The following is a 15,576-nucleotide window of genomic DNA, read 5'->3' as shown; positions in this document are numbered from 1 at the left end:
GATGGAGTGCCCAGCAGATTGGCAAGCTGAGGGATCGCCCTGAAGATTGATTAACTTATGGTGTGCCCTGCAGGTTGATGAACCGAAGAAGCAATTGATTGATGGGCTTCAGTGGCGGTTGCGGCGGCAGGCAAAAATAAGGCGTCTGACCGGACACCGTATGGTGCCCGGACAGACGCCGGCAGTTAAGCGGCGTACCTGAGGTACGTTGCCGTAACTGTCTTATTCGTTAACCTGGGCCTTGAAGGTCTTTCCGGCACGGAATGCTGGGAGCTTGGAAGCCGGAATAGTAATCTCTTCGCGGGTACGTGGATTACGGGCGGTACGGGCAGCGCGATCGCGTACCTCAAAAGTACCAAAACCGATGAGGGTTACATTGTCGCCACTGGCTAAGGCATCCTTGACAGACTCCATAAAGGCGTTAACAGCACTGTGTGAGGCAGTGTTGGACAGACCGGACTTGGCGGCTACTCGGGCTACTAATTCACTTTTATTCACGTGACACACTCCTGGGAAAGACAAAAAACAGGTCCTTGAGTTCAGTGAGCAAAAGCCTATGACCAGCGGAAAATAAAATGGCTGTTCTGGTCAGGCAGGCATTTACCTTCAGACAAAGGGACCGGTGAAACCACTTCAGACCTGAACCTGCAAAGTCAGTTCAGGTATTTTCTGCCCCTTTCATCTTCTCCTTGTGATGACTGAGGGCAGAGCCCCGTAGCTATTAAGTCTCATCAGCTCTTGCTGACTGTCCTTGCACGGAAGGCCAACTCAAATTGCAGCTGCACTGCTGGTGTAATGTTTTAGACAGACAGCAGGGGCATTAATCAGGATATGGCGTAGTCTGCCTTTGGGGCAGGCTGCAGGGATGCTTAAGAAATACAGGGAATGCTTAACAGTACCAGCTGTTCCAGGCCCCTGACGGGGCTCACTGTGCTGACAGCTCTGTTGTAGCAGCGCATTAAAAATCAGGAAAGAAAGTACTGCATGACCTGACTTCAGGAACAAAACTGAAAATCAGGGGCGCCTTAACATAGCTCATGCCATGCGCCTTAAACCGGGAACAGGCCCTCCAGCTGCCAGAGGGCATGCTGTCAGTGCGACAGTACCATGGCAGGACCCGGGGATACTTCACTATGAACTGGTGCAGCTTACAGAGCAGGCTGCAAGGACATGACCGTCCTCCAGACAAATCGTTTTGGCTGCTCAGGCGCAGCCTTGAGTACAAAGACCGCCCTCGGACCACAGGCACGCTGCATAAGGCTCAGGCCAGCGTCAAAAACATTATGCACAACTGGAATCAAAAACCTCAAACGTGATCCCAAAAGCGGGATCTGCCTCGCAACTTTTGTTGTTAAAGCATGCCGAATTGCGATCTCACAGGGGTTTTTATCTGCGCTCAAACCCGCATTGCGCCGTGAATTATCACTAGTCAAGCCCCTTTAAAAGTCTGTATCTATGGAAAGCATGTCCACGGGGCTTTCCAGGATACAGACTTTGAACTCAGAGCAAGTTGTACAATGTGATATACATGCCTGAAACTCAATACTGGCAGGGCCCTGGTAAATAGCATTAAAAGGGCCTGATCCGGGGCCGGATAAGGACGTTTTGAGTGCCATATGACAGGATCTGCAGTACGAAATCAGGCCCACAGTATCGTCCTGCAGTGAACCATGAGGCAGGCCCGCCTAATGGTTTTTGCACCATAGCGAGGCTCAAGCCCCATAACAGGTCAAAACCGCCCCCACAGGCCGCCTTACGCATCACCCCCAGCAGCAGCTGACTGCTCAGAAGAACTGGCATCACTGGAATAAAAGACAGGTCAGCCAGGACACATCAAAGCTGAATCAGGCACATCCATCAGCCCAAATTAATCTTAAGCAAGAAACTCCCAGTGCACTGCAACTCCCATCACAGCAAGCCGGACAGATCACAGCTCTGCAGAGGGCGGTCACTTGTGCGGCCGGGGATTGCTCCCTGTCACTCGCCATGCTCGCATGAGTAAAGGTGAGAACGGCTTGAAAACGGCAGACATTGTTAGTGGAAGGCTTGCATAAGCTCACTCAACAGTCGCAAGTCACCACTCCGCGTTGCCACTCAACAGTAGCCGTTTACCACTTAACAGTAGCCAGGGCACGCAAGGAGCAGCCTTGAGCTGGTAGCTATGCTATGCGGAGCAATGCCGTGCATGCGCTGCCATGATGTGTATGCCGGGAATGCCGGGACAGGCATGTCATAGCTTTATGAGGGCGGCATGGAGGAAAGAATGCAGGGGAATGAGCTGCCTCATGACTGAGCGTAGATAACGGGCGGGAACAGAGTCGGGACAGGAACTTTTGTAACCTGCTGCTGTGAGCAGGTGGCAGTGAGCACTTTAAAGGCAACTCCGTCAGCTGTGCCTGACGGGTAAAGTAAAGGATTGTCTGATCAGGCTGGTCTGTGACTGTCTGATTTTGCTAAGACCATGCACATAAGGGCACAGTCATTGAGCTCTTCCCCTGTAAGGCAAAGGGGCTTAACTGGTTTGCTGCATGTCAGCTTCACAGTTTTACTGTGCAGGGCTGTGGGCAGGCGCACCGTACGCCGTTACCTGGTTACAGGGACAGGTAAAGCGCAGCCTTATGGCGGCTGTTGACCGAGCTGATATTAATTCTGGAAGGGGCAGAGCTCTTACCTGGACAGAATCCCGCCAGGTACAGAGCCCTTGCAGGGCCAGCTCCCTGACAGGGACATGGCCCTGCAAGGGCATGTACTTACATAAAGTCAGGGCATTCTGACTGAGACATGCCTTTTTAGCCGTGCTGCTCTAATATAGCTGCCCAGGACAAAGGCAGCTGCAGCCGGGCGTGGCCCTTGCTGTTGATTCAAAGGTGTTTTTAATGATGAGCTGTACAACTGCCTGGTAATTTGTGAGCAGGAATCAGCTGTCTTAGAACTGTTTGCGCCCGCCCCCTGGGCCTGGAGTATAAGAGGGGCCCCCGCTCAGACTCCCTAACGCTGACAGTTGTACAGACTGGACTGCAGCAGAACCTGAAACGAAAACCTCTCCGCCTGTGTTTACTGCAGGACCTGAGGGCGAAAAACGTGTTTCGTAACGTCAGGCACAAACAGACAGACAAACAATAAACTGTTGATTGTTTGATTTTATAAGTTTTCAGGAGCGAGTTAAGACCTGAGAGGATTTTTGGCGCCCGGCATGTACTCACGACTGTCGTTATGACCGTTAGCAATGGCATTCCAGTCAAATTAAATGTTCAGCCACAGATCATGCTATTACACAGCAAAATGCCATGTTGATAAGGTTTTATCACTTTTATCAGACACTGGGACAGTCTGCTTACACAAAATCTGATGTCAATTTGTCAAATGAAAATACTTGTGGAAACGTCAATTTTAGTTACGCACGAAAAATAAAAAATGTGTGTAAAATCACATAAGCCCAGGAGTGACTGCATTTCTGTTATCCCGTCCTTTCCCGCCAGCTCCAACAGTCTGCCCTGTCCCGCCAGCCCAACATCCTCCCAACGACCATCAGTTCAGATAAACCGTAATTTACTGCCCTTCTGCACAGAGCCCGCCCTGTTTTAGGCATTCAGCTCCGTCTGCTCTTCACTCAGCTACCTGAACAGGTATGACCGCAAACATCAGAGCTTGCAGCCGGGTAATGCATGTCAGCATAAGTACCCACCTCAGGCACTTACTGAGCACCAGCATCAGATGCTCAGTCACCCCCTCATGTCGGCAGCTGCTGCATCTGCTGCTGCAGCTTCATCTGCGCCCGCGCCTTCTGACAAAGCTGAGCGTCTGCCAGCACTATGGCATCCCCGGCCTGCGCCGTCTTCAGACTCATATTCCATACAAAGGCTTTATTTAGCACCTGCATCAGCAGCTGTTGTCTCATCTAAAGCGCGTGCTGCATGACCGGCAGCAGGTGCAAGCTGCTCAGCAGCTTCATTGGCCTCGGCCTCTGAGGCAACAGCCTGAGCGGTGCCGTACTTATGCGAGCTGTTATCCTGGGCATCCTCAGCCTTAGTGTCTGCATCCAGTGAGGCAACGGTCGCGGCGCATGGTGAGGATGTCTCTGCACCCGCACCTGCACTTGCGCCTGCAGCTGTCTGGGCCCTGGCCGGCGCACTGGCGACGTCTGAGGCTGACCCTGAGGTCACGCCTGATGCCGGTGGTGAGGGCGGTGCCGGGTGCTGGCCCTGAGCGCGCTCGCGCAGCAGCTGGATAACGAGGGCAGTGATGACACCGGCACTGATACCGGCTCCCACACAGTAATTACTGTTGCCATACAGCTCGGTTAAAGCAGAAGCCGTGAAGCTTGCGGCAATGGGAACATAGGCAATCAGATTCAGGGTACGCAGACGGGCACGCGGACGCATGGCTACAGCCAGGGCAATAAAGGTAGCAGGCAGGGCAGCGGTAAAGCCAAAAGAGGAGAGATCGCCAAAGCTTGAGCCTATGATGCAGCCAATAAATGCTGAGAGCACCCAGGCAAGCCACAGGCTGATTCCAAGAGTCATGTAAAAGGCAAAGGAAAAGCCCTCACCGCGCTGAGCGCGGCGGTTGAGGTCCTGCATGTTAAGCGCCCATACCTCATCTACCATGAAAAAGTAGAGCAGGCCAATGCGCCAGCCTTTCTGCTCACGCACGTAAGGAGCCAGAGCCATGCTCAGCACAATGTGACGGGAGTTAATCAGAAAGGTGGTAAAGGCAATCATGATAATGGGAGGAGCCGCTGACCACAGACCCAGAGCAGCAAACTCACTGCCGCCGGCAACATTAAGGCCGGTCATGAGCATGGTGGTAAGGGGTGACTGTCCTACATGACTTGCCTGGGCACCCAGAATCAGGGCCAGGGGAATAAGGCCCATCATCAGCGGGGCAACAGCCAGCAGAGCATGCTGAATTTCTTCCTGAATTCTACTCACATCTTTCTCTCAAACTAAGTTAAGGCTCATAGGCTCTTCATCTTAAGGAACATCAGCTGCATGCTCTGCAGCAAAGGATCATCAGCTGCATGCTCTGCAGCAGCAGGCTCCTGAGCTGATGGCTCATGATTTAAAGGATCTGCAGCAGCCGCTCTGCAGCAGCCGGCTCCTGAGCTCTGGGCAGGCAGGCCATCCGGGCCATGCCATTGAGGCATCATATCTGACCAGTCTGACATCAGGCCGGACAGTTAAGGAATTCATTCGGCCCTGTGGCCAAAGCTCAGCACCTTTACCGCCCTGCGCATAAGCTCAGCTGTCACTGCGTCAGGAGCTCAGCAGGTATTATTGCGGACCTGTTGTTCTGTACGACCTCGAGCATATTTTCCTGCCCGGCTGCACAGTGCATACTCTACATGCCACATTTCAGTCGGCTCATGCCGCATTATCGTTACGCCACTGTAAAGCATATTCACGCCGTATATCAGGGCTTATACCATGAGCTGGCTACGTACTCGACGCTTGTATGACCAGGGACGCTTGCATTCACACAGCATGATCCTGTCGCATCCTGGCATGCACCCAGGCAGCTGAAACAAATAGTCTGTCGGGCAATTACAAACAGAGAGCTTTCTAACATTATCGGTCTTTGCAAAAGGTGCATGCCTGCTTCTCAGGCATGGCAGCACTGCCTTACTCAGACAGGTAAGGTGCATGTAATCTAATCTGGTACAGCGCTGCAAAGGTTGAGGCCAGAAATTCAGGCACTTGCTGTCCTGCCTCTGACTTGACCCTGAGACTGGGGTTATGAAGTATAGCGCCAAAGCTCATCTCAGGGCATTGATTTTGTCCATTTGTCCCTGTGCCTGGCAGCTCCGGGAGGCTCTCAAGCTCAACCTGCCTGCCTTACCTCTCATTATCATGACAGAGGGCAACATGGTAATAAGAATGGGCACCATGTCATAAATACCACGCTGCATTTCCTTTAAGGCACTAATATTATCTGATCAGCTTTCACTCAAAAGAATCTCCCGGCCCCACCATGCATCATCCTCGGAGCCCAGTCACGGCTCAAACCCTCATCCATATACATGACAGGCACCCGGCCCATCCATAACCCGCTTCCACATACACGCCTGACGCCCTGTGCTCAACACCGCCTGCGGCCCGCCTTGATACTGTCCTGCCCGCCTGCCTTAATGTCATTATCCATACTGTCTGTTACCCTGCCTGAATAAAAGCTGCCTCAGCAGGCCAGTCATGACACTGTGCAGCCAAACTGCTCCCACGCTCTTACTGTGCACCCACAGCCTGGAGCTCATACCACTATCTCACCGAATCAACAGCCTCGAGCTCAAACCGCTATCTCACAGAGTCCACAGCCTGGAGCTCATGTCATGAGCTCATGCTGGCGGTGCTGCCCTTATGGGGGTTTGTTATCCGGTACAGCCATACAGCTGCATATGCGGCTGCTTCGGGCAACCAGAGGGCATTACAATGCTGCCTCGCTCAATTTCTCCAGCTTGCCGGCCCGTCAACAGCAGGCCCGGCTGTAAGCCCCTGTTCATAAGACACTGCTGTCAGTACAGCAGGCATGTTATCAGTCATGCTGGCCCATCAGAAACTGCACCCTGCTGCACAGGATGATGGCAGGCAATAGCGCAGCGTGTTTTTGCGCGGTTGCCCTGTATGGCCTGATATGGCCTGTAGTTAAAGGCCTGGTCTGATATGGCCAGGTGTGCACCGTCATAGCCGGCTACAGCCTGTCATAACAGGGCTTGAGCTGTCATGACTGGCATGGGCCTTTGCCGTTGCGAGGTATTGCCTGGTTACATAAAGTTCTGTAAAAGGGCAAGTAAAGCCACACTGGCGCAGATAGTAATGCCCAGGTTGAATTTAAAGGACATGACCAGAGCCACAAAAAGAGTGGTCAGCATCTTCCAGTCAGTGGTCATAAAGGCAGGAGCGGCCACGCTTACCATTACACAGCATGGGCTGGAGTCAAGCACGGCACGGGCGCGGGCACTGAGAGTGCGTTTGCGCAGCCACAAAAAGCCCATGATGCGGGTTGAGTAGGTGGCGGTAGCCATGGCCAGAATGGTAATCATTTCGTAGATATTTGGCAAAGCAAAAACAGAGCTCATGACATTGTCCTTTTATTCATCTGTTCGCGCGCAGCAACTGATTTTTCACTCTTCGGGCACCCTGGAGGTTATCCCTGGCGTGCTGCGCGCCTTAATATTCTGTAAAGCGTAAGTATGGCTGTTATTGAGCCGACTGTCCCCTGTGCAGTATTGCCAGGAAGGCCCTTAAGCTTCCGGGCAGATGCCGTCCGGTCATATGCACTCCAGCCAGAGGCCGACAGGCAAGTTGCCATCAGGTATTATGCCGTAATGGCAGCAGGTCTTCGACCTGATATTCCTGTCAGCGCCCGCCCCGGACGCTTTGGCCCGTCCCGGTCAGGCATACCGCAAGGAGGACATTACTTAATTCTTTGCTCAATACTGGTGTCTGGTCCCGGCATGGCTGGCAGCCTGGTACAGGCTGCTGGATGCACCCATGTGCAAGCTTATGGATTCACCTTGATTTAAGCATGCCGGATGCAGCCATATGTAAGCTGCTGGCTATTGCATCACTGTTACTTCAGATAAGAGCCTGAAGCTGCATAAGCATTGCTGTCCTGAGCACAGTCAGTCTGCACTGCTCAGGGCAGGAGCATACTGTGCAGGGCTGAGCCCTCTCTGTGCATGGTTTCATTATCGGGGCTGAGCTGACCATGACATCAGTCCGCAGGTCCTGCAAGGTTACTGCAAGACAGGAACTGTAGCTCAGAGGAGCGGCTATGGGCCTGACCTGCAGGTCAGGCCGTGCGCAAGGGTATTATCCCTGGGATCATAAGCCTACTTAAGCGCAGGGCCGGCAATGCTCTCCTCTGAACCAGGAGCCGGTCGGGAAGTTGTGCTGTCAGCCTGGCTGGCGCTCACCCTGTTTGACTCTGGGATACTGGTATCAGTTGCAATGCTGTTGTCCGGAGCAGATGCCGACTGGGCTGAATGGGCTGACTGAGCCTGTGCAGCCGCAGCGGTGGCATCCTGAGTCGTACTGCTTGGCGGGGACGGCATGGCAGCGCTCAGGGAGGTGTCGCCCTCAGGGGGTGTTATTTTAAGCTTTTCTTTAATGAGCTGGCAGATAAAAGCTGTGATCAGACCACAGACAATGCCTGCACCGACACAGTAATGAGGATTGCCATATACTGAGGTCAGACCGGCACCCAAAAAGCTTGCCGTTACCGGGGCATATGTCAGGGCCGCACCGGCACTGGTGCCAAGGCGGGCCCTGATATCAGGGAGAATTCTGGGACGCATGGCAATGGCAAGGGCAATAAAGGTAGCTGGCAGTGCTGCCATAAAGCCATAGCGGGACAGATCACCAAAGCTGTTGCCCAGAATACCGCCGGCAAAACAGCTGAAGGCCCAGGCCATCCACAGACCAACACCACAGCCTATGTGAAAGCCGTAGGAAAAGCCTTTGCCCTCAAGAGAGCGACGCTGAATGTCCTGCATGTCCAGAGCCCAGGACTCATCTACCATCAGAAAGTGACCAAAGTACAGACGAAAGCCTTTCTGATCCTTCATATAAGGGGCAAAGGTAACACCCATGACAATGTGACGGGAGTTGATAAGGAAGGTGGTAAAGGCAATCATCAGCACCGGCGGGGCAGAGGACCACAGACCAAGGGCGGCAAACTCACTGCCACCTGCAAGGTTAATGGCTGACATGAGAAAGGTAGTAAGAGCCGACTGGCCTACCTGACTTGCCTGGGCACCCAGAATCATGCCCAGAGGCACAAAGCCCAGCATAAGCGGCAAAGCTGTGTAATAGCCACGGCGGAACTCAGAGAACATATAAACTCCTGTCAGTCAGACATGCACTGTGCGACCTGCACTGTGCAGCACTGTACCCATAATCCCAAAATCCACTTTCCCCATGCCCTGTTACCGGCACTATGCCCGGCAGCACGGCACGTCAGATCTGCCCTCAGCAAGGCCCGGCATGGCAGCACAGCTCAGTAAAGGCAGCACCTGGCAGCTGCCGGCAGCACCGGAAGCTGGAAATGCTCAGCCCCATTGAGTGCTCAAAGAGCACGAAGCTGCTGCTTTGCCACAGCCTGGCAGGGACGTGAGCCGGCCGTGGCCATTGTTGGCCACGGTGCTGGTATGTCTGCAGCCTTGCTGCACTGTGCTCCGGGCCCTGAGCTTTTGCCCTGGCCTCAGGGCCATGGGGCCATTGGGCCGTGGGGTTATGAGCAGCTATGGGGCACTGTCAGGCCAGCGCTTTTCAACCCGCAGCTTGTGAGACTGCTGCCTGCGTACCACAGACACGGTCCCGTTCACGGGCCATTGGCATAGCCCTGACAGTGCCGGGCTGGGCAGGGCCGGGATGTGCGCAGCGCGCAGCGCTGTGCCTGGGTGCTTTGGCGCGGCAGAGCGCTGCCGGCCTGCTGCAGCGGCATGATGGCCTGCGCTTGCCTGATTACAGGGCGCAGGTGCCAGGAGACAAATCAGGGGAATTTGAGGATCAGGAAAGAAACCAGGTGCCATATCCATAATGGGAGGGCAAAGGTTACAGATCCATAAATAAACTTAAGGCAGGATCGGGTGATCCTGCCTTGTAGAGCAAGTATAGGCACAAAGTGCTTTGCAGACCAGTCAAAGGGCCATCCAGGTGCACGCTCCCGGCTCAAATGCTCCGCAATGGACGCCTTTGCCTCAAAGCTGTGCATAAGGCCCGGCCCATAGCGACCCAGGGCCCTTGTCATGGATACACAAAAGCCCCCGGCCCCGGCCATGGATACAGGTTACGCATCAGATGCCTGCGGTCAGGACCACTGCTGACAGCAGAGCCTGCCTGAATAAGTGACAGTCAGCAGGTCAGACTCATCTCTGCCCATGCGGCCATGCAGCCATACCGACATGCTGCCAGTCTCTGGCCATGATGCCATCTCCTGGCCAACGAGCCATGCGGCCATTCTCGGGCCATGCGCCCCGGTCCAGGTTACGGCACCATCAGGCGGCACTGCCTGCAATGAGCTTACAGGGCAGGACGTCCATGTTGCCCGGTACTGGCCAGACGGTGCGCCTTGCATTGTGCCAGAGGGCAGATTGAGCAAAAGTGACCTTCAAAGACAGCAGAGCATGCCTTTACCGGCGTAACTGCAGGACATACTGGACAGTAGGAGGATCCATGACTGGCCGAGGCAGCCATGACAGTCGGGCCCTGTCTGGTGGCCGGGTGCTTACAGATATGGCACTGCAGGGCAATATCATATCAGGGGCTCTGCAGGGCTGTACCAGGTTGCCTTACTGCCCGGCAGGGGACTCTGGCAGCATGTGCTGGCATGGCCGGGCTGTGCTGATCATGACTTGCCATTACTTACGTGCTGCCCCGGGCCTTGCTTTACTCCACCACTGTCCACAGGCCCTCGGAGTCAAACTCATCATCAGGACAGATATCATCGATAAAAGATGGTATGCCACTGTCATCAAAGCTTAACTCACCGCCAGAGGCTGTTGCCGATGCAGCAGCCCTTGCAGTACCGGCTGCAGGGGCGGCGCTGCTGCCTGCAGGCGCAGCCGGGGAGCTGTTGACAGCCGGAGCCGGCCCGGCAGCACCCTGGACGGCGCCATGGGGCCTGATTGCCTGACCTGAACGCACAGCTCTGTCACTGTCTTCTGCAGCGACGGGCACTGCACCTTTAAAGTGGGAGGCACCAGTGCTTACAGCGGCCGCTGTACGGTCGCGGCCTGAGAGCCTGCCTGGGGCTGCGCTGCTGCTGACCTTAAGGACAGGGCTGTGCGCCCCTCCTGGGTTCTCTGCATGGGCACGCCCCGCTGTCTGTGCCGGAGCTGCGGTGTCAGCTGCCTGTGCCGGAGCTGCACAGTCTGCAAGTACTGCCGGGTCTGCATCTGCTACACAGTCATCCGGATCTGCATGATCTGCCGGAGGTGCATGGTCTGCCGGGGCCGCCTGGGCTGCAGGGCATGCTGTGCCGGGAGGTGCTTCTGAGTCAGCCCCGGTGGCCGCTGCGGCTGAGGCTGTGGCCTCGTTTCTGGCGACCAGGGCCTCGGGATCGCAGCCAAATCTCCAGGCCTGCAGCAGGCGCTGGGCCTGACCTGGGGGCGTGTGGATAATATTGCCCTTACGTCTTATGCCGTAGGCTGCAAGTTTGGAGCATATGCTCTGCAGTATGTCCTCATCACTCATTGAGTACTGATCCATACGCGATGAAATGATGTACCAGCTGGCATTGTGGCCGTAGTTGAGGCCGGCTGATGAGATAGTGTAGCCCTGCAGTACTGTGATTTCATCCTGAGCCGCCACCACATAGCGTTTGATTTTGCTGTAGACCAGCAGACGGTAGCTTTGCAGATTCATTTCCACGAGGGCCTTTTTCATGCTGGAGCACTCAGAGCAGTGGCTGACAAAGGACGGGCCGTAGATAAACTCATACATGGTATTTAACAGGCTGTACATGGCAGCACTGCCAGTGCGCAGCAGCACATTACGCCCCCTGATAAAGATATCGGAGCTGCCCTTGTTAACCGTAAGCACCTGGGCACTGCGCTCAAAGATGCTCATGGCCTGCCTCCAGCGCTGCAGCTCCCTCTCCACGGCCTTAAGCTCACGCCTGATATGCACGCAGTGCTCCCATGGACCACTGTCACGCCCATGGCCATTGAGCTCAGCCCGGCTGCCTGTGGCTTTGACGCCCTCCGTGCCCTGCATGGCCTGCATGCCGCTCGTGTTCAGCATGCCACGCATTGCCGGCCTGCCCGGTATTCTCTCAGGGCCCCTGGCTGCACAGCCCGGGGCGGCAGCTGTACCTGCGGCTGGACCGGCTCCCGTGCCTGAACAGGCGCCGGCGGCTGCGTCAGCGGCAGCTGCATGGGCGGAGGCGGCTGCAAGGCGACCAAGCAGGTCGGCGCGGGCGCCCTGCAGCTGCGCCATGGCAGATGTGCATCTGCGCAGCTCAGAGCTGACCATGATAAGGGCGCGGGTGCGCATCAGCACATACTCATGAATCAGGGTTCTGATATGGTAGTCCCAGCGCTTTGAGTGGCGGCGGGCATATCTGGTGTCAGTGGTATGGTCGTAACATTTAGTAATGCGATCGAGACCTGACCACTTGCGGTCAAAGCGGTATAAATCCATGGCCTGATTTACCAGCCACAAAGTCTCAGGGCACAGGCGCTTAAGCATATCAATGCAGTGCATGTGTCCGACATCACAGTGGTTCATGGGACGCCACCTGGTCTTGTCACGGCGGCGACGGCGGCGCCAGCCTGGACGGGCTGTTTTGCAGCGGCGCATATACAGCCAGGGGCTGCCGTTTATCTGCGCAAATTCCTGCAGTGTCATACCTGAGGTCAGGCCCTGATACTGCCTGCCGTTTTCAGCAGTGATTAATACCTGCAGATCCACCTTGGCAAGGTCATGCAAAAAGCCATTTAGCAGCACGGCCGACAGCAGGGCAATATTTATCTGACGCTCAGACAGGCGGCCCCGGGCGCGCATGCGTGCTTCAAAGAGCATGAAGATCTGGCCTTTGCGCAGCTTGCTGCGCTTATTGTAAGGAGGTACTTTCCAGGGCCTTTTGTCAGCTTTATGATGCACCACATCAAGGTCTATCTGGGCAATGCTCTGCCTTACAAACAGGTCCCACAGACTGGTAACACAGCTGCCATCAGCTCTCATGCCCACAGCCTCGCTCCGGCCCGTCAGGCCCGGGCCACCGGCACCAGTGATGCCGGTACCCGGCCATCGAGCACCTGGTCCACCAGCCCCGTTGCCGGTCCGGTTTTGAGCCCGGGCATAAGTGCCCGGGGCGCGGCCCTCATGGTAAGGCTGTGCCTCCTGGGTAAAGGCCTGACTGTGAGCGCCTGAGGCCCAGTCACTTCTGGTGTGAGCAGGTCCCCGGCAGAGCCCAAGGTGCTCACCTGAGGCCGGAGTAAGAAAAATAAGCTCACAGATACGGGCCCGCTCAAAGAGATCAAGGCCATACCAGGTGGCGATATTCTCAGGCATATAGGAGCTTTCCGGCAGAGCGCTGTTATACAGCGGGTGCCAGAAAGCGCGGGCATCAGCCACCTCAACAGTATCAGCAGCCTCACCGCTCCAGACAGAGGCTGCTGCCAGGGCCCAGTGCCCGCCGGAGTTCAGGGCCAGCTTACGGCTCTGAGCGGCCCATAAGCTGGCCGCTGCAGCCGCCGGAGCGCAGCCAGCGCCATTGCCCTGCCGCAGGGCAGAGCGTCCCTGGCCGCCCGCACGGGCTGCACCAGCTGTGACGGCCAAAGAGTCCCCTGCAGCTGCTGGGGACCATGGAGCTGCATGAGCGTGACTGGTGCAGGCTGGGCCTGCGCCAGAGCCTGGCCATGGGGCAGCGCCTGCTGCTGGGACTGAGGCGGCGCCCGGGAAAGGGGCAGCACCAGAGCCTGAGACAGGAGCCGGGGCACAGTATGGGTGGCGCTGTGAGCCGGCCGTGTGCTGGCTACGCAGGCGGGCCTTGTTACGGGCTGACAGGGCTGATGAGGAGATTACAGACAGAATGGCCTGCTCAGGCTGTTTTAGAGACAGACCACGGGCGGCGGCCGACAGACCAGCCTGCAGGGCCCGGGCAATAAAGGTGCCGTCCTGCCAGCGCTCACCGTTCTCATGGTGGGGCACAGGGCAGCTACAGGTGCAGGCCAGCTGTGGCAGGGCTTCAACAGCCTGCTCCTCAGGCAAACGGGTGAGCAGGGAGGCGTACAGACGTGCCTTGGAGTCAATAATGGCTCTTCGTCGTGCTGGAGGATATACAAAGGGACTGCGCAGCCTGCCTGAGGCATATTCAGGGGCCATTAAAGTCGAGGCGCGCAGACGCCAGGCATAGTAACTGACACTGTACAGAGCCACATTAACACTGTGCTGCACTATGCCCATAAACATGGCGCAGTGATACCAGGCTGAATTGGGCATGCTTGAGCCAATTTCCACCATGGCTCTGACCATGGGATCGATAAAGCGCCTGTTTTCCTCATCAGTAGTCTGCATCAGTCTTTTAATGAGCATGACCTCAGAGTTGATGATGTCCATCATGCTCTGTGTGCTCAGAACACGATAGCGGTGTATGCCTCTGCGGCTGACCTGCAGGTTTTCAGAATTGCTGGCCCTCATACTGTAATGCAGTATGTCCTCATCATCGGCCGTGCTGTTCATGCCCGGCCTTAAGGCCATGGCAGCTCCGGCCCCGCACCCGGTCACGGCAGCTGTCGCGTCAGCCCCGGCCGCTTGCCATGAGCCAGTGCTGACGCCGACTGCATCTGCAGAGCCATGCTGAACGCCATGGGCTCCACAGTCACAGGACTGTGCGTCCTGGTGGCCATAAGCTGTGCTGGTGCCCTGCGGCCTGACTCCTTCACCTGACCTGACAGCAGTGCCTGCCATGAACCGGACATCAGAGGTGCTGCCAGAGCCGCCATGAAGTCCTTCAGACAGAGAGGCGGCGCAGGAGGCACAAAGGGCGTCAGCGTGTGGATCATAAAGCTCGTCAGCACTGCCCTCAGAAAGAGTGTCATCACTGCCCTCAGAAAGAGTGTCATCACTGCCCTCATATAGTGAGTCAGGTGTATGGGAAATACCATAGTCGTACTCAGAGTCTGCTATGGACTTGCATTCAGAGGCGGGGCCAGCACTGGACCGGGCAGCAGAGCCTGTAGAGGACCTTACTTGCGCGACACTGTCAGCACCATTTGCAGCAGCATGCGGTGGTACGGACAGCTTCCCGGCTCCTGGGGCTGCGCCGGGCATGAGCTGATCGGGAGTTACAGAGGTGCTGTTGGCACTGGAGCTGCCCTGAGTAATATTAAGCCTGTTATCTGGGGGTAGCTCCGGTGTGCTGGAGGTGTGTTCAGCTGAAAGCTGGTCGACTGCGATTATCGACGGGGTGGCCGGATGCGCGCTGTGACTGTCAGCGCTGCAGGAAACTGAGCTGACCTGATTGAGCTTATCAGTGAGCTGATCACCTGGCTCGAGCTGATCATTATTCCGGGCACAGGCCATGAGGCCGGCATTTTTGATGCGGGAGGCGGCGGCATTGGGACGGAGCTTTTTCAGTGACGAGCGGGGTATACGTTTGCCAGTTGGGATGGCCATGGTGTGCTCAGATGAGCTGTCAGGCTCGGTTCTGTGCTTTAGTGAGACAGCAAAGCGGGGCGGTGCATACAGGGCATGGAAGGACTGCGGGTTCCACTTGTAGAAGGTGCTCTTAACCGGAGGCATTAAAGGATCAAAGGCGCTCAGCTCAACTGGCCAGCCACTGGCAGTGCGTGCGCTGTCTGTACGGTCGCATATGCCCTCCATGGTAACAGGATACGCGCCCGCCAAAGCGGTCGGCTGCGCCCTGTCAGCTCCCTCACGGAAAGGCAAGGCCCGGGCTCGGGCGCTGCTGCCCTGGCAGCCTTTAGCCGGGCTGTAATGGCTGGTGGCTGTCACAGAGCCGTTACCTGCACAGCAAGGAGCGTTACAGGAACTGTCACTGGCCAATCGGTCAGCAGCGCCATGGACATGAGTCTGGTGGCCAGCATGAGGGGAGCCAAAAGAATCAGTGCGA

At 56.2% G+C, this 15,576-nt stretch carries 5 protein-coding genes; all 5 read right to left on the bottom strand.

Annotated features, from left to right (window positions below):
• Positions 1-222: 222 nt before the first annotated feature.
• A complete protein-coding gene (locus MXE39_RS04815) occupies positions 223-498 on the bottom strand; it encodes an HU family DNA-binding protein (protein ID WP_246978379.1) in 276 nt (91 codons plus the stop codon).
• Between the two features lie 3,365 nt (positions 499-3,863).
• On the bottom strand, positions 3,864-4,931 hold the full coding sequence (locus tag MXE39_RS04810; protein ID WP_246978377.1) for an AzlC family ABC transporter permease: 1,068 nt from the start codon (positions 4,929-4,931) through the stop codon (positions 3,864-3,866).
• 1,826 nt (positions 4,932-6,757) lie between these two features.
• Positions 6,758-7,072: an AzlD domain-containing protein gene (locus MXE39_RS04805; protein WP_246978376.1), complete on the bottom strand. Its 315-nt coding sequence runs from the start codon at positions 7,070-7,072 to the stop codon at positions 6,758-6,760.
• A gap of 756 nt (positions 7,073-7,828) precedes the next feature.
• Positions 7,829-8,833 carry an AzlC family ABC transporter permease gene (locus MXE39_RS04800; protein WP_246978374.1) on the bottom strand — a complete coding sequence of 335 codons (1,005 nt, stop codon included), beginning with the start codon at positions 8,831-8,833 and terminating at the stop codon, positions 7,829-7,831.
• Positions 8,834-10,385: 1,552 nt separating this feature from the next.
• Positions 10,386-15,350 carry a hypothetical protein gene (locus MXE39_RS04795; protein ID WP_246978373.1) on the bottom strand — a complete coding sequence of 1,655 codons (4,965 nt, stop codon included), beginning with the start codon at positions 15,348-15,350 and terminating at the stop codon, positions 10,386-10,388.
• Positions 15,351-15,576 lie beyond the last annotated feature (226 nt).

It is taken from the genome of Anaerobiospirillum sp. NML120511 (genome assembly GCF_023050955.1).
Classification (GTDB): Bacteria; Pseudomonadota; Gammaproteobacteria; order Enterobacterales; family Succinivibrionaceae; genus Anaerobiospirillum.
This window is presented reverse-complemented; position numbering and strand designations above follow the sequence as displayed.